Here is a 21,002-nt window from a genome sequence, read left to right as displayed (position 1 = left end):
GCTCGTTTACAATATTAGAGGAGTTGATGAGTGTAATGCTCTCTTTATTACTGTTGATGGGAACCCTATAACAAAAAGACAAGTATAAAATATGATAAAGTTTTACGGTAATAAAGCTAGAATTACTGGAGTGAGGGTGTCTCCTAATACATTCAGACATACTTTTGCTCGGAGAGCTGTAAAAGCTGGAGCTAACATTTTTGAGATACTACAAATTCTAGGTCATACTTCAATGGAAATGGTTAAACATATGTAAATCTCTTTGGTGAAGATGTGAAGAAGAGACATGAGCTTTCACCTCTGAAGGGTATCAAGTGGAAGTTACAACTTAAGGTATTAAATACTGCACAAAGTTTAAAAGCCCATGGGTTTCTTCTATGGCTCTTTTTATATATTTAAATACATTCAGTCGAGACAAAAAATAAGCAGCTCTTTAGACTGCTTTGAGATTCAAGTTTATTTATGATAGTGAATTATAGTGCCATAACCAAGGTAATGGGAGAAGAAATAATGTTCTATGGTAGCTTGAGGGTCAATCCGTTCATGTGCAATCTGTTTAATTTGTTCAACCTGTTGTGGTGTTAATGGGTCATTATTTTCCATGCTATTTACATAGGAATAAATTACTAAGGTATAAGAGCCATCGGGTAATTGATTTTCTTTGATTTGCCAATATGGAATGTTATGAGCTTTTAATTCTTGTTCTAAAATTTCTTTTTCAGTTGGGATTACTGGATTTGGGTTCCAAGTAAATGGTCTTTTAATATCTTTTATATTTACAATTCGAATTTTATGACCAGCATATATAAGGTTAATATTTTTAATTGTTGGGTTCAATTGTTTAAATTGTGTTAGAGTCATGTGGTTCCTTGTTGAAATTCTCCAAGCTGTATCTCCTCGAACTATGGTGTAGTATTCTGGAACATTGATTTCTTCACCAGCCCAAATTGGGCTATTCATTGGAATTTGTGGATTGTACTCTCTTAATTGACTCAAAGTGATATTGTAAGCTTGTGAAATCTTCCAAAGTGTATCTCCAGGTTTTAATGTATAAGCAAAAGTGTTTGAAGCTGTGAATAAAGTGGTTGCAAATGTTAATCCTGCTACTAATTTTTTCATGTCGTAATTCCTCCTGAATGTTAGCTCTCATTTATTATTTTGCTTATTCCTATTCGCTGGTATTCGAAATAGAAAAAATAATAAAGAAGAACATATGAGTAAGCAAAAATGTTAATGAGGGAGCTAAGCATAGGTCAATGAAAAAGATTCCATTAGTTATCTTATCTGTAATAATAATGTCATTACTTTTTGGTTGCCAAAATAATAATGCAAATAATAAAACAGCTGACCCACAAAATAAAAAAGTAGAAAAAACCGAAAAGAAAACTTACAAACAAAATGAAGAAGGTTTTATCACGGATAGCAAGGGGGAAAAAATTTATTCAATAACCTTTACTGGTGCTAAAGCTATTGCTATTCCAGCTGGATATGAAAAAGATATGCCAAAAGATGCGAAAAAAATATTAGTTTTAAATTACACTTACAAATACATTAAAGAAGATAAAGATATGGGTACTTTGGATATAGAGCCTTCAGATTTTATGGTTTACGATAAGAATAATGTTGCACTTAAATATATACAGATAGGTGCGAGTGATTATCCATTTGATTACACCGCATATCAAGAAATAAATGCTGGTAGAAGTGTTCAAACATATGCACCGTTTGCATTAACAGCTGATACTCCTACCGTTATGAAATACCAGTTCAAGGTAGTTGACCTTAGAGCTAAACTTGAGGAGTTTCCCATATCTGGGAAGCTCATTTTTTCTAGCAAAAGAGTGAGATTAAATACTTTCCTTAAAAAGTCATGCACATGAAACCGAGGGTATTAGCTAATTCATGCACACGAAACCGAGGGGATTAAAAGTGGCTTCAACCATTGGTACTACAAGCACTTTTGAGGTGATTTGATTATACCCTTATACTTAGCATATTTGTGTCAATTTGTTCCTTTCCTTTTACTTCCTTATCAAAACCTTCTTTTCTTAAAAATTCATTTCTTTCCTTTATATTGTTCTTTAAATCGGGATATTCATTTTCATTTATCCACCCTTGTTTGATTGCTTTAGAAATATCCATTAGCCCTTGCTCCAACACCTATCGAGGTTACACGACCCTTCTTCAAAGTAAAGGGATTGCTAACGCTCATATATTATACAGAGTGGACATAATTGACTTGGTCCGTTTAATGTGTAAAAGATATTGAATTTTCACCAAAAATGCGTGCATATTGAACATAATGTACGCCTATCTTTTAGTATTGTTAATGCGAAGGCATATTTAAATTTGTCTTATAATCCTGTTGAATACCGGAAGTTTAGGGAAAAAAACCTTTATCTTATGATATTTACTTTTCCAGTACTGTTAATTTGATGGGTATGCGTTACCCCAATATGAGTCTGAATTAAATAAGAGAGTTCGCCGTCACATTTATGATTTGTGAATAATCTTGACACCAATGCAACACTTTACTAGTATACTGTTTCAACGAAGGGTGATTTCATTAATCCACGTAAAATAAAATTGTTATCCTGTTTACTTTTTTAGCATGGTTACTTTTATCGCTAGTACACAGGCTCAGTCACATATATAAAATATAAAAAATTATCATGATTAAGGAGGGTTTTTTAACGATGCCAGTCGAAACTAAAACAGTAGTAGAACCTATCGTAAAACCATTTGATTGTTTACATTATATTGACGGGAAATTTGTAGAATCTGTAGATCGGAAAACATTTAATAATGTAAACCCTGTAACAGAAGAAGTATATTGTACGGTTGCCGAAGGCAGTGCAGCGGATATTGATTTAGCGGTTAAAGCTGCTAAACGAGCTTTTGAAGAAGGTCCATGGGGGAAAATGAGTGTTCAAGCACGTTCAAAAATCATCCGCAAAGTAGGGGATATTCTTGAAGCAAGACAAGAGGAAATCGCTCAACTGGAATCATTAGATACTGGTAAGCATCTTAAATTCTCACGTCATGTTGATGCTCCTCGTGCAGCAGCAAACTTCCATTTCTTTGCTGATTACATGATTTCTGTAGGAACAGAGGCATTCCAAGATGAAACTCACAATGCGCTTAACTATGGATATCGCCGCCCAATTGGAGTAGTTGGATTAATACAACCATGGAATCTTCCATTATTCTTATTAACTTGGAAATTAGCGCCGGCTCTAGCAGCAGGATGTACAGTAGTAATTAAGCCATCTGAATTAACACCAATGACAGCAACAAGACTAATGGAAATCATTAAAGAAGCTGGCGTTCCAGACGGAGTTGTAAACATGGTTCACGGTTTTGGCCCTGGTGCCGGCAGTGCTATCAACAAACACCCTGACATTGCAGGGATCGGCTTTATCGGACAAGTAAGCACAGGTGTTAAGATTATGGAGGAAGCTGCTCCAACTTTGAAAAAGCTTTCATTTGAATTAGGTGGTAAAAACCCTAACATCATCTTTGGAGATGTGAATATTGATGAAGTAGTTGAAACTACAATTAAATCAAGCTTTACTAACCAAGGGGAAGTATGTGTTTGCGGTTCAAGAATTTATGTTCAACGTCCAATTTTCGATGAATTCGTAGAAAAATTTGCAGCAAAAACAAGAGAATTAAAAGTCGGCGATCCATTTGATATGTCAAATGATTTAGGAGCGTTAATTGCTAAAGTACATTATGAAAAAGTAAAAAAATATTTAAAAATCGCTGAAGAAGAAGGTGGTACATTTGTTACAGGCGGTAAGCGCCCGGAAGGATTGGATAAAGGATATTACATCGAACCAACTATTATCACTGGATTAGAGGATTGTTCTCGTTGTGTACGTGAAGAAATCTTTGGACCAGTTGTTACAGTTATACCATTCGATACAGAAGAAGAAGTAATTGCAAAAGCAAACGATACTCGCCTGGGCTTAAGTAACACAATCTGGACTAATGATATCCGTCGTGCACACCGTGTAGCCCAAAAAATTGAATCAGGTTTATCTTACATCAACTGCTGGTTTGTACGTGATTTAAGAACTCCATTCGGTGGTACCAAAGACAGTGGACTAGGTCGTGTTGGCGGTAGCCACAGTTGGGAATTCTATACTGAAATAACTAATATTTGTGTCAAATTATAATTTTCTTTTTTAACATGAATTTATTCCACGGTTTAAATAAGATATACCGTGCAACATTTTTAAATGTTAGAAAGGATGTATTCAATTGACTAGTAAATTAAAAAGTTTGCTGCTCAATTATTAGAAGCTGAAAAAAACGCGTTGCCATTGGTCCGCTAACTGTGGAAGATCCAGAAATTACCGTCGATGAGGCATACTATATTAAATTGGAAACTATAGGAAATAAGTTAGCTGAAGGACAAATAGTTGTTGGCAAAAAAATGTTGGGTGTTATGAGTCTGACTATGGACATCTATTAGATAGTATAAGCAGGATGAAAATTCAACCATGGGTATTAAGATAAACAGCATAATAAATGTTTTCTTTATCATCCTTTTACTAATTAACCTTCTTACTGGCTGCTGAAGCAGCAAAGAGCTGAATGAACTCGCTATTGTAACCGCCTTAGGATTTGATAAGGCGGAAAACTCAAATATTTCTGTCTGTTCAGAGGAAAATGTCGGCGATGTTGAGTGCAAAATTGATTTAACGAAGCCGGAAAACATTAAAAAATAGAAGAAAAATACCAAAACAATATAAAAGGAAAAATTGTAGCAGCAATAAAAAAGGTTAGTTTGATTATCAAAGCGATATCTTTGGTTTTGGTGAAGTTATTCGCCGGACTGATCCTAAAGCCTGAAAACGGCTTGAACCAAATTGGAAGTAAGAAGTTGAAAACGTAGAAGTATGACTATATTTTTTGGAGGTGAATTTTCTTGACAAAATTAAAAGCAGCTATTGTTGGCTCAGGTAATATTGGGACAGATCTTATGGTCAAATTAGGAAGATCAGAATACTTAGAATTAACTGCGGTGATTGGTATTGACCCTGAATCAGACGGACTGCGCCGTGCAAGAGAAGCGGGTTATGCCGGTATTGACACAGGAATCGACGGTTTCCTTGCGGATACAAATTTAGAAGCAAATATCATTTTTGATGCTACTTCAGCTAAAGCTCATATTTATAACAACAAAGTATGTCAAGAACGCGGAATTAAAATGATCGACTTAACACCAGCAGCTGTAGGACCATACGTATCTCCGGCAGTAAACATTGGAGAACACTTAAATAAAAGTAATATTAATATGATTACTTGTGGCGGACAAGCTACGATTCCAATGGTTCATGCCATTAACCGTGTAGCTAATGTTGTTTATGGTGAAATCGTTGCCACTATCTCTAGTAAAAGTGCAGGCCCTGGTACTCGTGCTAATATCGATGAATTTACTGAAACAACTTCGAAAGCAATTGAAGTAGTTGGTGGAGCTGACAAAGGTAAAGCAATCATTATCTTAAATCCTGCTGAACCCCCAATCATGATGCGAAATACTGTATATGCACTTGTTGAAGAAGGAAAAATGGACGAACAAGCAATTCGTGAATCCATTGCCGAAATGGAAAAAACGGTTCAATCTTACGTTCCTGGTTATCATTTACGTACTGAACCAATTTTTGAAGACAATAAAGTAACTGTTCTTATTGAAGTTAGAGGAGCTGGAGACTATTTACCGGAATACTCTGGTAACTTGGACATCATGACATCTGCAGCTGTTCGTGTTGCTGAAGAGTTTGCGAAAAACACATTAAAGGAAACAGATAGAGTTGTATAAAGGGGATAAAATATAATGACAACTGAAAGAGATATTTTAATAATTGAAGTAGCATTACGTGACGGTAGCCACGCTGTTAGACATTCCTATACAGTAGACCAAGTAGTTAGTATAACAAAAGCATTAGCTGATGCAAATGTTCCTTATATCGAAGTATCACATGGTGACGGTTTAGCCGGATCATCTTTACAATATGGTTTATCCAAAGTGAACGAAATGAAATTAATTGAAGCAGCAGCATCTGTTGCAGGAGATTCAAAAATTGCAGTTCTTTTACTTCCTGGTATCGGTACATTAACTGAATTAAAAGAAGCTGCTAGCCTAGGAGCAAAAATGGTTCGTGTTGCTACACACGTAACAGAAGCAGACGTAGCACCACAACATATCGCAATGGGAAAAGAATTAGGAATGGAAGCTGTTGGATTCCTTATGATGTCACATATGGCTCCTGTTGAAAAATTAGTTCAACAAGCTAAATTAATGGAAAGCTATGGAGCAGATATTGTCTATATGACTGACTCTGCAGGTTATTTTCTTCCTGAACAAGTAACTGAGCGTATCAGCGCATTAAGACAAGAACTTCAATGTGAAATTGGTTTCCATGGCCACAATAACTTGTCGATGGCAATGGCTAACTCGATTGCAGCTATTAAAGCTGGCGCAACTCGCATTGACGGAAGTGTTCGCTGCTTTGGTGCAGGTGCCGGTAATACACAAACAGAAGCACTTGTAGCTGTTTGTGAACGTATGGGAATCAAAACAGGTATTGATTTATATAAAATTGAAGATTTAGCAGAAGAAATTGTTGCACCTCTTCTTCCAGTAACACCAACTATTACAAGAGAAGCTATCACACTTGGCTATGCAGGTGTTTACTCAACATTCGCATACCATGCAAAACGTGCAGCTAAACAATTTAATGTTGACGCTCGTGATGTCCTAATTGAAATAGGAAAACGCCAAGTAGTCGGCGGTCAAGAAGATATGATTATTGACGTAGCTGCAGAACTTGCAAAAGCAAAAGGTTCAGTAGCTGCAAAATAATTGAATCAGACAAATAAAAAAAGGTGAAACAGCCAAGTTAAACATATTATAGGGCATATAGGGCATATCACTCTTATTTATTTTCTAAGGGGAAAAGGTTCAGCCAAGAAAATGTTTCACTTGAATTGATTTTACTTTTCTATACCGATCACTTCATTTTTGGAGTACTTGAGATGTATTTACACTTAACACTTACAGTACAACCTAAGTTTTTTTGATAGGTCAAAATGATGGAAGAACGCGGACTATCTATTGCTCATACAACCATCATGCGCTGGGTTCATCAGTATAGTCCTGAATTAGATGGAGCGAGTACTGCGCATCTTAAGCCAACCATGATTGTTGAACCATGGCTGACAGTTTAGAAAAATTGTAAAATCTGTTCAAAAATTCTAATTTAAATTATTGTAATAAACCAGCATGGTCATTCCTGCTGGTTTTATTGTCATGACTTTATAAGACTTGTTTTATCTAATCCAAGAAATTCCACAACATTACGGAATGACTTAACTTCTTGAAGATTTCAGCCCACAGCTGCAAGTATGCTCTAAAGTGGGAAAACGATTATCTCCATACTTTGCTTCCAGGTCAGGGAAGTTTTCCAAAATAATATGTGTATGAAAGTCTACACGAAAATGGTTATCTTTTGACACTCTGTCCCCTCCTCAAAGGATTATTCATTATCAACAATGATTTATTGATTAAACTTTTCATGGTCTTCTGTAATTAATTTACCAACTTTACCCCATCCAGGTTGTGGTCTTCCTCCCCATTCATCTAGAGTTTCCATAGTTGGTTCTAAGCGGCGAGGTTCTCTTGGATTTTCTTCAGTAAATTCTTCCATTCCTTGGCTATACTCAATCGTTAAACCGTCCGGGTCAGCAAAGTATAAGAAAATGCTTCCAGATGGATGGTGTTTTCCTGGTCCAAACAGGATCGGAACATTGTTATCATTTAGTTTATTAACTTGAATACCGATATCATCTACTCTTTCAGCTTGGAAAGCAAGATGATTCAATTTATTATCTTTTCCTTTCGTCAATGCAAAGTCATGATGGAATGGAGAAGGGAACGCCCTCAACCAAGCCCATCCAGTTTCTCTGCCTTGGATATCGGAAACTTTAAAGCCTAATGTATTCGTAAAGAAGTCCAATAACTCATCAAATTTATTTGTTTCATACACTACATGAAGCAACCTTGTAATTCTTGCATTTTTTGGAACAAATGGTTTGCCCAGTTCCATAATTTGCACATAGAATTCATAAGTTACACCTAAATATGGGTCTTTAAATCGTAATGTTCTGCCTTGAGCCAAGCTATGACACTCTTTTTCACTTAATTCAACAGAATTTATACCTTGTTCTGTTAAAAAATCAAACACGCCTTGAAATTGGTCTACTTTTTCAAGTTCATAAGCAACCCTTTTCAAACCGGGTTCTTCGCCTTGTTCAAGAATTAAATTGTGATGATCCCCACTGCATCGAAGAAATGCGGTATTATCTACTCGTTCAACAAATTGCATACCAACAATATTTTCATAAAAATCGACAGATTTATCAAGGTCGGTTACACTTAACACAACATAGCCTAATTTTTTATAGCGAATCATTTGACGTCCTCCTAGTTAGTTCAAAATGAGGAAAAGACGAATCAAATCACTGAAAGGTGTTAATCCCTATTCACACTTTCCAGTGATTTTGAGCGCTTTCAAAGTACTTTTTACTTATAAAATAATACTTACTTTTCCATGAGGACGAAGACTATCAAGTTTCAGAATAACTTTCTTATCTTGAATTTTTAGTTCACCATTTTCTTTAACCAATATATATTCATTCACACCGACATAGCAGTCGAGTATTTCCCGTTTTGTACGGTATGTGGCGAAATTACATTTAGCCTTTACTGCATCCTCTTCATTACTAACGATTCTAACATTATTTAAGTTATGAAGAGTTGTTGAGTGAGGAAATTCAACATGGGCCTCTTTTTTCAATAAACGTAACGCTCTTTGCTCTAAACGGTCACGATCATCATGCACTAAAAAGAGCGAAGTATTAAAATTCGCATCAGGATTTCCGATTGGCGGGATTGTATATGTTCCAGTACTTGAGAATAATGATGCCCACTCCTGCATTTTCCAATCATCTAGAAGTTCGGCCTCATGATATAAAAAATCTTCAATTTCCTGACGTGTTATATTCATGCTTTAAACCCTCCCATCTTCTTCCTTTTTAGCTTCTGCAAACGTAATCCGGTCATTCCATTCACGCCAGAATGCCCTCATTTGCGCTTCATCCGTTGCTTGTGGAACATCTCTGTTCATGCCTCTGGAAATATCATTCCATTCTACTTCTTTCGAATTCGCGAAACCTTCTTGACATAGTTCAAGAGCTTCGTTGTCATCAGGAGTTGCGAAACCGCCTGGTCCTAAGAATTCTAGGAAGCTGTCATTACGAACTTGTCTAAAGTTCTCATTTTCCTCTGCTGCTGCCAAAGCATATCCGGTAACTTCAATATAACCCGGTTCAACTGGATAGAATGTTCTGATTGTAATCGCCATAATGTCGTTAATAATCAGGTTAGGGAAAATCCAAATATTACGGTTCTTTTTAGCAATTCGATGTGCTCTTTCCTCACCGAATTTTGCTTCTAATCTTTCGATGTTTGCATCGATGATTCCTTTAGCTTCTTCTCCATAACCTTCAATCCATTTACCTACTGGTCTTGGCCAAGCAGAATAATATTCCATAACAGCATGACCATTACCTAAGTCAACACCAACGCCTTTAAGACTATCTTTTTCCATTAAGCCGCCGCGAGTTGCAACAATATCAAAATAAGTCTTATGTGTTGGTACACCATGATATAAGTCAACACTATTTTCACCTAAAAGCTTCCAGTTGGCGCGAACACTGTATTCTTGCGGATCATGTAAAACTTCCATACCTGATTCTGGATTTGCGATAGCTTCAGCCTGGTCAGCAACCAAATCAAGATATTCCTTCGCATTTCCGAGGTAGTCTTCCAGAGAGATAGCGTTTTCATCAAAATTAACAAAAACGAAACCGCGGTAACTTTCGAGCCTTTTTACCGCACTCAGATTCATAGATCCATCACAGTTATGATCTTCGGTGAAACCTGTTTTATCAGGCATGCCAACTAGTTCCCCTTGGTTATTAAAGCTCCACGCATGGTAGAAGCAGCGGAATACTTTTGTATTTCCTCTTCCTTCACGACAAACCAATGCACCACGGTGTGGACAGCTGTTATAGAATGCTCTTATTTCACCATCACTGCTTCGAGCGAACAACAATTGGCGTCCGCCAACTTTTCTGCGATGGAAATCGCCGTTATTTGGTAATTCTGATTCATGTCCAATGTACAACCAGCATTTGGTAAAGATAGCTTCGCGTTCTAATTCCAGAATTGCCAGATCAGTAAATGCCTTACGATTTACTTTAAATGAAAACTTCTGTTGATCTTCCAGAACATATTTGCTCATTAACTTTCCTCCTAAATATTTTGAATTAAGGAGCCTTTGTATCGACAGTAATATTATTAGGAAATTTTCACTGAATATTGCATGGCTACTTCCTATCCGATGAACATCTTGGACGAATCTAGACCAATGTTAATAATTCTCCCATAATTTTGTTTAACCATAATAGCAATACTACTCTGAACATAATCATAAATTGTCCAAGGATTGAGGATAATCATTGTTTTTAATGTTTCAGGTGTTATTTATGGAAGTAGAATTACGCATCCATCGGCATTATTATTGACAAAAATGTCGATACTATCCCATTTTCCCAAGAAGCGCTTTACTCGCAGAGAAATTGTTTAATTGACAGAATACCTTACCTTGAAGAAAGAAGTAACTCTCTGCTATACGCATCGTTTCATATTATAAATTCTATTAATGATTAGCGGTATGCCTATGAGATAGCACTTAGTGAATAAGTAAAGCTTTTATTAGCAGAAACAGCTAATAATGTTGGAACAGCAATTAACTCTGAGGAAGTAGGGGGCTAACCTTAAGAATTAGACAAGGCTGGAAGTATATTTTATATAGTTTTTAAAAACAGATTGGGCAAAGAAAGAAAATTTATTAAAAGCGTGCTGACATGATTAATATTAAACATGGCAAGGTGCATTGGCTGGGGCGGGAGGGACTGAATTTAATTTAATCAAACGATTGATTAAATTAAATTCAAACTTTAAAGATCAAGTAACATTGTTATAATTTAATTAAAAATCTTGTCGCCAATTGGTTTTTCTAGAGTACCCAACCTGTATGGTAGAATATTGATCGGGTGGCATCGACACATTGTGGAAGCCAATGTACAAAACTAAAATTTGAAAATAGTAACGTCCTAGTGAATCCAAGCTAGTATGGGTTTATTATTTTTTGTACTTTGAGCCATCATTATCTAATTACAGTATGTGCTAATAACACAATTAATCCTTAGAGCTAAAAATGGCAAATAAGAGAATGAACGTTCGTTGTGTTAGATAATAGCAAACATCATTTAGAATAAGCTCATTTTACAGTTAGCTGAGCTGGCAATTTCGCATGGCTGTATGCATTTTTTAATTTCTGATTTTTATTTTCTATTAATTTTGAAAGGAATTTAAAAAATGGCTGAAATTATTGCAGTTGTCGACATGTCGTATAGTCCGGTGATTATGACGAGTGAAGAGGCTGTGGAGAAAAAGGAAACGGTTGTTTCAAACTAAAGCTGTAAAGAGGTTACATCTTGGTCCTTTCCAGGATTAGAAGTGGCCTATTTTTCAGTTTATTCAATGTAAAAAATGTAAGCAAATAAAAAATATTTAATGATGTTTCTAAGTAGCTCTATATTAAAATGAATGGGTAATTACCTTAGAAAAGAAAATTAATTTCGTCTGAGAGCGAATCTCAGACAGAGAAAAAACGTCTGATTTGAAAAAAAAGACATTTATAGAACAAATATTCTGTGTTAAAATATAAGTAAAGATAAGTAGGAGTTATCTTTACTATACATAATAAAATTATTTTTAACTAAAATTTGGAGGTCAAAAAAATGAATTATTTGGCTCTTCTTAATGATGTGACGGGTGAACAGTACTTAGCTCATTTGCAAGATTACCTTAAAGATCGGCAGCTACTCGACGAAAATAGAAATCTTTCTTTGGAAAATAGTTCAGAACAGGATTTTTTGGAATTGTTTTTTCTAGAAAAAGTATTTCCACAAGATAAGAGGTTTTCTCCACATACGGTAAGGGCATATCGTTCAGATGCCAAAACGCTGCTCACTTTTTTAACAGAACACTCCCTTTCATTTCGAGATATTGGTTTTCCTGAAGTAAAATCTTATAACAAATTTATTAAAGAAAAGTATGCACCTAAATCAGCTATAAGGAAATTAGAGTTTTTCAGACGCTTATTGGACTTTGGTTATGAAACACAATTTTACAAAGGCCACTTGTCCACTTGGATCTCAAAACCAGTATCAAAAAAAGGACACTATATAATAGAAGAAACTCGGAACGAAGAAGCGCAAACTCGTGTTCAAATTAGGGAATTAAGCCAGAAGGATGCGGAATCGCTTATCTCTTTCTTTCCTAAAGTGGTAAAAGCAAAAACGAATCGAGAACAGCTAGAAAAAAGAAATTTGCTGATTGGCTACCTTCTCTATACGACCGGACTTCGTGCAAGCGAGCTTTTGAGCTTAAATTGGGGAAGTTTTCGTTACAATCGGAAGGGTTATTTATATGCAGATGTCATTGGTAAAGGTAAAAAGGCACGATCCATTCCAATAAGAGAGGAGACAAAAGCGATTTTATTTGACTATCGAACATGTCTTGGCGAGTCCGTCGAAATAAACACTGAAGATACTAGTCCACTTTTTTTTGCTTTATATAATAAAAAAGAAACCCTCTTAAATAAAAAACGATTAACATACCCTGCACTATATAAAATTGTGAAAGAAGCGGTTTATCTTGCAGGAAAAAATTTAAAGGTTACTCCGCACTGGTTTCGCCATACCTTTGTCACTCTTTTGCTGGAAAATGATGTTCCTCTAGCTGTTGTGAAGGATTGGGCAGGGCATTCGGATATTTCCACTACTAATATATACTTAGAACGGGTGAATAAAGATAACTCATTTGTTCATTTAAATAAAGTGAATTTGTTTTAATAACTTAATTGCTATTATTGTCAATTAAGAATTGTGCTTTCAATTCTTAAAAGAATATGATGAAGTTTTAATGGATTTTTCCAGAAAATCAATGTGTAAAACGTTGATTTTCTAGAACTTTTCTATTGATTTAATTTAACCGTACCATTTGGATTGTTATTGTTATAACAGTTGCCATTCTTGCAGTTACAGCCAACAGATTGCGATACGCCTCTTACACAGTCTTTCTCTCAATAAGGGTTGTGCTCATTTCCTCTTGAAAAACTTCATCGTTGATAGCTTGGAGAAAGACTTTTCTTCCTATTTCCTCCAAAGGAATATCAATCGTCGTAATCTTCATCAATTTAGCGATCGGTTGGTTATCAAATCCGATAAGTGCAAGGTCTTCGGGTATTGATATATTTTCATTTTGGCAACATGTTACAATACCAGCAGCAGTCTGATCATTTGTTACGAGAAGAGCAGAAGGAGGATTATTGCTTTCTTTTATTTTATTTATTACATTCAAGCTGTCTTCAAATGTCAGGCAATGATCGAAAATGTAGTCGGAATTAAATAGTAGATTATGTTTCGTGGTGAAATCCTTATAGGCGGCTGATCTGTCCAGACTATTTGTACCAGTTCTTCTTCCTATACAGTAACCAATTTTTCTATATCCTTTTTGATATAAATATTCTAATGCACACATGAAGGCCATATAGTGGTCCACAAAAGTTGAGGATACGTTTATATCCCTTACATTTTCACATAAAACAATTTTTCCATGAGGAATATACTCATTAATAACAGACCAATCACAAGTTCTTGAACAGAAAATCAAAGCGTCAATTTGTTTTTCCTTTAACATATTTAATGCCTCTTTTTCTTTCTCTTCCTCATAATTACTCTGAAATAGTACGAGTTTATAATTATTTTTCATGGCTTCATTAGCGATTCCATTTAATAATAGAATGAAATAAGGATGATTTGAAAAAGGAAGCACAACTCCAATTAGAAACGTATGTCCAGTTCTCAAATTGACTGCATTAATGTTTTTTTTGTAATCCGTCATTTTAATTGCTTGTAAAACAGCAGTTTTTTTTTCAATGCTAATATATGGATGATTATTAAGAACACGGGAAACTGTTGCGACAGATACACCTGCTAACTTTGCAATATCTTTAATATTTGCCATACAACTCTCCAATTGTTACCTTATTAAATTTTTGTATTGTTACTACCAGTACATCTTACTTTCAAAATATTTAAAAGAATTCAATTACTTTCATTATAAAGCTAAAGGCATGAATAAACAATTTGTTTTACATTTAAAAAGAGAAATCCAATAAAGAGCTGAATTAACTTATTTTTAAATATCAAGTAGTTAATTTTGAACTTTTTTAAAACTTTTTTGTAAATTTTCTTGCTATGAAATGCATTTCATAATTTATACTATTAACAACTTATAAAACTGAAAAAGTAAACAAAAGGTGGAACAAGATGATGAAACGCAGCGTTATTTTCTTTGATATTGATGGAACTTTACTTACTAATGATAAAGAATTACCTCCCTTAACAAAAGAAGCAATTTTCAAATTAAAGAAACAAGGACATGAAATAGTAATTACGACAGGTCGAGCCCCTTTTATGTTTGATGATTTGCGAAAAGAACTAAATATTAATACTTTTGTCAGTTATAACGGTCAATACGTCGTATTTGAAGGTGAAGTATTATATACAAATCCTTTGAATATCCCATCCCTTGAAAAACTATCAGAAATCGGTCTTTATAACAATCATCCTGTTGTCTTTATGGACCATGTAGATATGAAAGCGAATATCCCAGAGCATGATTACATTAAGGAAAGCATTAATACATTAAAAATTGACCGTTTTCCTACATATGATCCGCAATATTACAAAGGGCGTGAGTTATATCAAACTCTCTTATTTTGCCTGGAAGGGGAAGAGAAACAATATGAGCAGGAATTTCAAGACTTTGATTTTGTGAGATGGCATCCTCTTTCAGTTGATGTACTCCCAAAAAGAGGATCAAAATACAAAGGAATTGAAAAGATTGCTAAAGAGCTGAGGATACCATATGAACGACATTATGCATTTGGAGATGGGCTGAATGATTTGGAAATGCTTTCAACTGTAAAAAATAGCGTGGCAATGGGAAATGCAGTGGAAAAGGTAAAGAAAGTAGCAAAACATGTAACAAAAAGGGTTGAGGAAAATGGAATTTTTCATGGTCTTAAAATGCTTGGTTTGTTATAGCTATATTTACTAGAAAATTATCCTTTATTTCAAAAAAAGTAAGGCTAAAGTATTGAAAGCAAATACAAATAACATTAATAACCCAGAAGATATAGAAGTTTTAAATCAAAACTTTATATTTTCCGGATTGTTTTTATGTAATTTATTCTGTCGTTACTTTTTTGTATGCTTCTATAAATCAATCGGGTAGCAGGGTAGCAGGATAGCAGAATATTATAGTTTTTAATTTAAACTCAGCACGATAGTAAATTGTTAATACACCAATGCTATAGTAGCATTTTATATAATGCGAGTACTAAAGAATGATGGTGAGACTAATAATAATGTGGTTACAGGTGGAGAGTGTATTCGAATAATAGATTTCGATTCTTTCTGGATTAGATAAGCAAATCTAGGAAAATTTGAAAATAGTTTCTAATAGTGCAAATATTAATGTGTACAAGTATTAATGTGTACAAGTATTAACTGGAATACTAATTGAAAAGTAATGGTGCTTTAATAAGTAGTGAACAGGTGGTTAATATTTTTGATACATTTTTGGGGTTATTGGTACCAATTGGTTCAATTTCAGCTTTAGTTGCTTCTTTAGATTCAAAAACTTCGTCAATAATGCTCATTGCCTCTTTGTTTGTGTTATAATTAAACACTCTAATTTTATATTTCATAGAAGACTCCTTCTTTAAGATATTAAGATTTGCTTAGTAAAATCAACTTTCACTTTTTTAAAGGAGATTGATTATGTGGAAAACCATAAATGGAAGGCTTTTTCATGTTAAAGATGACTCACGAATGAAATTTAAAAACAGTATTAGCAAATCGATCCTAGATGATTTAAATGAATTGGCGGCTCAGCATAATACGTACTCAAATTATCTACTTGAAACCGGTTTGAGAAACTTACTGAATGAGGGTGTCATTACATACAACAAAAAACTCCGCCCAAAGGACCGAGTTCAATACCAAACAACGTTTGATAAAGAACTGCTGGAGCAAGTCAAACAATTTGCTAAGGATCATCAATTATTTATTAATGATGTAATGGAGTACAGCGTAAGACACATAGATTTGGATGGAGTAAAAGCCCAAAATTACAGGAGCAGGATCGAAAGGGGATAAATCCTACTTTCGTATAAAAAATAACTCTCCCGACATAAGATAAATTCTAGGAACTTTAAGGAAAAAGAGATTTTCGTCTCAGTTTTTTAAGTATTCTTGCTTAGTGAGACAGAATAGAGATTTTTATTATTCAATACCAGCTGCAAAAACATGATCATTTTTATCAATCTCTGAAAAAAATTTAATCTTTATCCAATTGTCGGTATTTACTTTTAAGCCGTTTTTTCATCGTTTTTAGTTGCATATCCTCGTTAAACTGTAAAATTGGCTGATTTTGATTGGTGTTAACTTTTACCTAAGTTCCAGAACATTTATTCATTTAATTGCCTGTACCTGGTTTTAATAAAATGATGTGTATTTAGCACATATTGCAATTAGATAAAAATAGGATATCTCCCAGCTCTTGGGATTATATAAAAACTTCATAGGATGGGATTTCTCTTTTTACATTCAATTATTCGTAAAATTTATATTATACGAATAATTGAATCCAATCCTTAGCTTCCTTCCCTTTACTTAACCATACCATCAATCGTATCTATTAATAACTAGGAAAATAATTGATTGCTTTGTCCATGTATGGCTTCGGCATAAAAAAAATACCATCAATATAATGGGGTAATATTTAACAACACTTACCGTTCTCGCCCTTGCATTTTACAGTCATCTCCATAAGATTTCCTTTATGTCCTTCTATAACACTCTCATAATACCCGATTCCAGTGATACGAGGAACACTAATGAGGGTAACCATCATTTTTTAATCTGGCTGTCATTTGATTAAAGGGCCCCCTTCTTCCCAAGGAGAAATCAATATGAGCCCAAGATGAGCTTTGTAATTTGTAGCAACATAATTATTTAAGCCCACATCTATTGATCCTGAACCTTATCCAAGTAGTATAGCAAATATAAATTACCAAATAAGTGATAGAGCAAAACTAAAACCTAATAGAGCTCCCGCCATTATTAAGCTGTTATCCCAAATTTTTCAAACACAGATCCACTGGCTAAATTAGAAAAGATTGTACCTCCCGCAGTGGTCAAATAAAGTAAACCTGCCGTCTCAAGAGGTACTTTATATTCCACTTGCATAACAGGCCATACCACACCTAATGATGAATCTGGTAAACCTAACTAATAAAAGCCAGATATATGATCATTATACCAACATGTCCATCAGGTTTATAAGTATCAAAGAATAAGAGATCACCCGGCTTATCTCTTATTACGTGCAATCATTTCATCAGCTTATATTCTTTTTACGACATTCTCTTATGGTACATCAGAAAGCTGTATAAAGGTCATGCCATAACCTACTTTAACCTGACTAGGCAACTCCTGTCTGTATCCTTATATCAGCTGATTGCTTCCGTTCCTTGATATATTGAGACATAAAAGATTTTAGTCAATTTTCACATATGGCTAAACAAAAAATAGCCACCCTTTGCATTCTAATCTGCTAGGGTAGCTATTCTTCTCTTATATACATATGATTTGAAATCCAGACAACAGCTTCCTCGAATGGTGGACGGTATTCTTCCTTATCAGCTAACTTTAACGTCCACTTATACACTTCCTCATCATCAGCAATTAAATCAAATCCATTCCAATCTAGAAAGGTAAAAGCAGCCAAATAGGATGTTCTTTTATTCCCATCAACAAAACAATGACCACTTGCTAAATAATAGTGATACACCGCTGCCTTCTCTTCTATGGAAGGAAAACGCTCAAAGTCTCCGAATCCTGACATGGGCAATGCCAAATTTCCTTCGAGCTTACCTGGTTCTCTACCAGCTAAACCGCCATATTCTTTAAGTGCTAAATCATGTAAAAGCTCTACGTCTTCGACTTCAAGGTATTCTACCTCAATCAATTCTTACTTAGTTTTTCTAACGCTTTGCCATTTGCTTTTACAGCTTTTGCAAAACTAGATTTAATTCTCTCTTGACGGATTTGTTTTTTTGATTTTGCTGGGGTCATTTCTACGCTCATTTCTTCATCCCCTTTTTTCTTTTTCATGAACATCCCTCCCATATATTTGATATATGATAGGTTGTCCAAGAATAGAAGCGCTTAAACAGTTTTCTAAAAAATCAAAAAAGTATTGTAACTATTATACTATATTGTACACCATAAATCTATTAAATTTCTATGAAAAAAAAGCACGTTGTACATCATGATGCTTATCTTTCCATTCACCAATGGTACAATTTACATAATCCATGTCCTCGAATTTGTATTTACTTATAAAAACCTCCTACAGCAACTCAAATTCACATTACCCTTTTTGCCACTTTTCGGTTCTTGATTTCAATTATTTTCAAATCTACATCATACAAGACAGCTACAGAGTGGAATTTTTCATTTTTTAATTAAAGTAGCAAAATCATGATCATTTTTATCAATCTCTGAGAAAATAATACTTTATCCAATTGTCGATTTTTTACACTTTGATCTATCTTTTCACTGGTCTTGGTTAGGCTCGTTTCCGTAAAAAACAGTTAAATCATTTTAACATTAAATAACTTTTTTGATTTCTTCTACCCTATATTCAACATTATTAAACATATATTATACCACACATTCACACTCTACTTCTTCATAAAGTATTTGTTAATTATTCGCAAAATAGGTATTATACGAATTATATTTTGATCAATAAAAACTGCCCTTTCTGAAATATCCAAAGAGAAAAGTGTCGGGTTTTTTTACCGGTATTTACCTCACCATGCCCAAACTACAAAACAATTTACCATAGGGCATTAGTAAGCTCGCTCTTTTTATTCTATTTTCTTTCCGGTTCCATGAAATAATTTAAGATGGCCATTTTCATAACCAATGGTATAATCCACCTGATATTTTGAACTAACGTGATTACCCTGGTTCTCTTCTACAGCGTATATGAGAATAGTTACGGTCACTGTGTCACCATTATTAACGGTATTAAGAATTTCAATATTAGATGATATGGTATTTAAATAGCCGTTTTGGAATTTTGTATAGCTCGTTTTTTCCTTCCAAGAACTTCCCAATAAAGAATACGCCGTAACATAATCACGATTATTTATGCTTTGATAAAAAGAATTCACTAAATCCTGAGCAGTTACCTCAAAAGATGAGTTTGATGAGTTTTGGTCTGTTTTGGTGGTACTGTCTGATGGTAATTCTGTCATCGGCGTTTTGGACCAACTTTCAACCAAAGATAGAACATTAACAATTGGAATACTGAATCCTATAGTACCTTGATCTGCTCCCGCAGTATTAATTCCTAAAACTTGAGCCGTTTTACTATTGATAAGTGGTCCTCCTGAGTTTCCGGGTGCAATTGGTGCAGAAATCTGATATGTATCAGAATAATGGAACGGAGCAATATCAAAATCTCTACCGACCCCGCTTATTATTCCTGTAGTAACAGTGTTTTGTAGGCCAAGTGGACTGCCAAGAGCAAGCACTTCATCACCGATTTCCGCTTTCTTATTACTGATACTTAGCGGATTGTTATTTGCCATACCAGGTACACGAACAACAGCAATATCGACATCTTGGCTAATACCAATTACGGTTCCTTCCAAGTCTCTTGAATCGGAAGTTGTGATCTTTACATTTTGTGCACCCTCTACAACATGGGCATTTGTAATAATGTCCCCACTTTTATTATATAGAAAGCCGGAACCAAGTTTGCTATTATCAACTTCTATCATGACAACATCCTTCTGTGTCTCTTCAATTACGCTCTTAACATCCTTTGGAACATCCGTTTTTTTTATTGTCGAACTTGCATGAACAGCTTTTATGGGAGAGGTGGTTTTTTTTGATTCTTGTTTCACATGATTTTGTTGGTAATAGTAAAAAGAACCTACAATCACTGCACATAGAAGAAAAAATACAGGAATTGTAATTGACCAGAATAATGAACGACGCCGCTTCAATTTTGTAGTACGATAATCTATTGTACTCTCTACAGATATTGGGGATCTTGGTTCAACATTTAATTGTGTTCCGCATTTTGGGCAAAAACGGGTCTCGGAATCCACAACATTTGTACCGCATTTGTGGCAATACACACATATGACCTCCTTTTACATATTCAATCTAGTTCAATTATACTAATATGAGTTAGAAAATTAAATGAACTCGAAAGAGAATGATTATTCTGATATCTAATTTAAAAATGTAGAGTTAATCATCTTTTTATACGAGTGATTTTTTGTAAATTATGCTATTTTTACAGTAGGAACATACATTCTCCATGAGGCATAAGGCAAGTCTAAATTTGGGTGAACCAAATATCAAGCAAAAGAGGTTTGCGGACTTTTACATTGAGAGTGGTAATGCCGCTACCAGTTATATTTAGGCAGGATATGAGGCTGAAGAACATTCGGCCGAAGTAAATGCTAGTCACTTACTGAGAAATGCTGAGGTTTTGGCATATTTGGAGAAACGGAATGCGGCTGGATGTGCAGTTATTGCGGATATCACGGAAACAAAACGGTTTTGAACAGAGATTATGCGGGATGAAAATGCCGATATGAAGGATCGGTTAAAAGCAGCGGAATTTATTGTTTTTATTC

Annotated in this window: 19 protein-coding genes and 1 pseudogene; 9 read left to right on the top strand and 11 right to left on the bottom strand. The window is 34.7% G+C overall.

The genetic code is table 11. The features are described 5' to 3' along the window. The first annotated feature begins 91 nt into the window (after positions 1–91). Positions 92–256 (top strand): tyrosine-type recombinase/integrase, encoded by a 165-nt coding sequence (locus JN080_RS26895; RefSeq protein WP_256239029.1) that lies wholly within the window; start codon positions 92–94, stop codon positions 254–256. 200 nt (positions 257–456) lie between these two features. On the opposite strand, the gene JN080_RS26890 is transcribed toward JN080_RS26895, so the two are convergent. After that, positions 457–1,119 carry a LysM peptidoglycan-binding domain-containing protein gene (locus JN080_RS26890; protein WP_256239028.1) on the bottom strand — a complete coding sequence of 221 codons (663 nt, stop codon included), beginning with the start codon at positions 1,117–1,119 and terminating at the stop codon, positions 457–459. 137 nt (positions 1,120–1,256) lie between these two features. Here JN080_RS26890 and JN080_RS26885 point away from each other — a divergent pair, with 137 nt between their 5' ends. Beyond that, complete coding sequence (locus JN080_RS26885; protein ID WP_256239027.1) at positions 1,257–1,880, top strand: hypothetical protein; 624 nt, start codon at positions 1,257–1,259, stop codon at positions 1,878–1,880. A 94-nt stretch (positions 1,881–1,974) separates the two neighbouring features. Here the strand turns inward: JN080_RS26885 and JN080_RS26880 are convergent, their stop codons facing one another. Further along, on the bottom strand, positions 1,975–2,142 hold the full coding sequence (locus JN080_RS26880) for a hypothetical protein (protein WP_256239026.1): 168 nt from the start codon (positions 2,140–2,142) through the stop codon (positions 1,975–1,977). A gap of 554 nt (positions 2,143–2,696) precedes the next feature. On the opposite strand from JN080_RS26880, the gene JN080_RS26875 reads away from it, so the two are divergent. From JN080_RS26875 to JN080_RS30075, 4 genes and pseudogenes are all read left to right on the top strand, one after another. Continuing rightward, complete coding sequence (locus JN080_RS26875; RefSeq protein WP_256239025.1) at positions 2,697–4,181, top strand: aldehyde dehydrogenase; 1,485 nt, start codon at positions 2,697–2,699, stop codon at positions 4,179–4,181. Between the two features lie 755 nt (positions 4,182–4,936). Then, entirely contained in the window at positions 4,937–5,830 is an 894-nt protein-coding gene (locus JN080_RS26870; protein WP_256239024.1) for an acetaldehyde dehydrogenase (acetylating), read from the top strand. 15 nt (positions 5,831–5,845) lie between these two features. Further along, entirely contained in the window at positions 5,846–6,874 is a 1,029-nt protein-coding gene (dmpG, locus tag JN080_RS26865) for a 4-hydroxy-2-oxovalerate aldolase (protein WP_256239023.1), read from the top strand. Positions 6,875–7,063: 189 nt separating this feature from the next. Beyond that, positions 7,064–7,209: pseudogene (locus tag JN080_RS30075) on the top strand (IS6 family transposase); the annotation flags it as partial. A gap of 171 nt (positions 7,210–7,380) precedes the next feature. On the opposite strand, the gene JN080_RS26855 reads toward JN080_RS30075, so the two are convergent. The 4 genes from JN080_RS26855 to JN080_RS26840 all read right to left on the bottom strand — a co-directional run bounded on the left by JN080_RS26855 (position 7,381) and on the right by JN080_RS26840 (position 10,376). Next, positions 7,381–7,527 (bottom strand): hypothetical protein, encoded by a 147-nt coding sequence (locus tag JN080_RS26855; protein WP_256239030.1) that lies wholly within the window; start codon positions 7,525–7,527, stop codon positions 7,381–7,383. Between the two features lie 41 nt (positions 7,528–7,568). Continuing rightward, positions 7,569–8,483 (bottom strand): VOC family protein, encoded by a 915-nt coding sequence (locus JN080_RS26850; RefSeq protein WP_256239022.1) that lies wholly within the window; start codon positions 8,481–8,483, stop codon positions 7,569–7,571. A gap of 114 nt (positions 8,484–8,597) precedes the next feature. Beyond that, positions 8,598–9,077 carry an aromatic-ring-hydroxylating dioxygenase subunit beta gene (locus tag JN080_RS26845; RefSeq protein WP_256239021.1) on the bottom strand — a complete coding sequence of 160 codons (480 nt, stop codon included), beginning with the start codon at positions 9,075–9,077 and terminating at the stop codon, positions 8,598–8,600. Between the two features lie 3 nt (positions 9,078–9,080). Further along, positions 9,081–10,376, bottom strand: a complete 1,296-nt coding sequence (locus tag JN080_RS26840; protein WP_256239020.1) for an aromatic ring-hydroxylating oxygenase subunit alpha — start codon at positions 10,374–10,376, stop codon at positions 9,081–9,083. A 1,564-nt stretch (positions 10,377–11,940) separates the two neighbouring features. On the opposite strand from JN080_RS26840, the gene JN080_RS26835 reads away from it, so the two are divergent. After that, positions 11,941–13,056 (top strand): tyrosine-type recombinase/integrase, encoded by a 1,116-nt coding sequence (locus JN080_RS26835; protein ID WP_256239019.1) that lies wholly within the window; start codon positions 11,941–11,943, stop codon positions 13,054–13,056. 214 nt (positions 13,057–13,270) lie between these two features. Here JN080_RS26835 and JN080_RS26830 read toward each other — a convergent pair whose 3' ends face one another. Further along, positions 13,271–14,230 carry a LacI family DNA-binding transcriptional regulator gene (locus tag JN080_RS26830; RefSeq protein WP_256239018.1) on the bottom strand — a complete coding sequence of 320 codons (960 nt, stop codon included), beginning with the start codon at positions 14,228–14,230 and terminating at the stop codon, positions 13,271–13,273. Between the two features lie 305 nt (positions 14,231–14,535). On the opposite strand from JN080_RS26830, the gene JN080_RS26825 reads away from it, so the two are divergent. After that, positions 14,536–15,315, top strand: a complete 780-nt coding sequence (locus tag JN080_RS26825; RefSeq protein WP_256239017.1) for a Cof-type HAD-IIB family hydrolase — start codon at positions 14,536–14,538, stop codon at positions 15,313–15,315. 473 nt (positions 15,316–15,788) lie between these two features. Here JN080_RS26825 and JN080_RS26820 read toward each other — a convergent pair whose 3' ends face one another. Continuing rightward, entirely contained in the window at positions 15,789–15,980 is a 192-nt protein-coding gene (locus JN080_RS26820) for a hypothetical protein (RefSeq protein ID WP_256239016.1), read from the bottom strand. 73 nt (positions 15,981–16,053) lie between these two features. Here JN080_RS26820 and JN080_RS26815 point away from each other — a divergent pair, with 73 nt between their 5' ends. Then, entirely contained in the window at positions 16,054–16,431 is a 378-nt protein-coding gene (locus JN080_RS26815) for an rRNA methyltransferase (protein ID WP_256239015.1), read from the top strand. Positions 16,432–17,899: 1,468 nt separating this feature from the next. On the opposite strand, the gene JN080_RS26805 is transcribed toward JN080_RS26815, so the two are convergent. The 3 genes from JN080_RS26805 to JN080_RS26795 form a co-directional block, all read right to left on the bottom strand. Beyond that, positions 17,900–18,304: a type II toxin-antitoxin system death-on-curing family toxin gene (locus tag JN080_RS26805; RefSeq protein WP_256239014.1), complete on the bottom strand. Its 405-nt coding sequence runs from the start codon at positions 18,302–18,304 to the stop codon at positions 17,900–17,902. Further along, entirely contained in the window at positions 18,301–18,450 is a 150-nt protein-coding gene (locus JN080_RS26800) for a hypothetical protein (RefSeq protein ID WP_256239013.1), read from the bottom strand. The genes JN080_RS26805 and JN080_RS26800 overlap by 4 nt, the downstream gene beginning before the upstream one ends. A 761-nt stretch (positions 18,451–19,211) precedes the next feature. Further along, positions 19,212–20,495: a trypsin-like peptidase domain-containing protein gene (locus tag JN080_RS26795; protein ID WP_256239012.1), complete on the bottom strand. Its 1,284-nt coding sequence runs from the start codon at positions 20,493–20,495 to the stop codon at positions 19,212–19,214. Positions 20,496–21,002: the final 507 nt, after the last annotated feature.

The organism is Bacillus sp. EB600 (assembly GCF_024494385.1).
Classification (GTDB): domain Bacteria; phylum Bacillota; class Bacilli; order Bacillales; family Cytobacillaceae; genus JAEVLT01.
The sequence above is the reverse complement of the archived record's forward strand: the minus strand, read 5'-3'. Positions and strand labels throughout refer to the sequence as shown.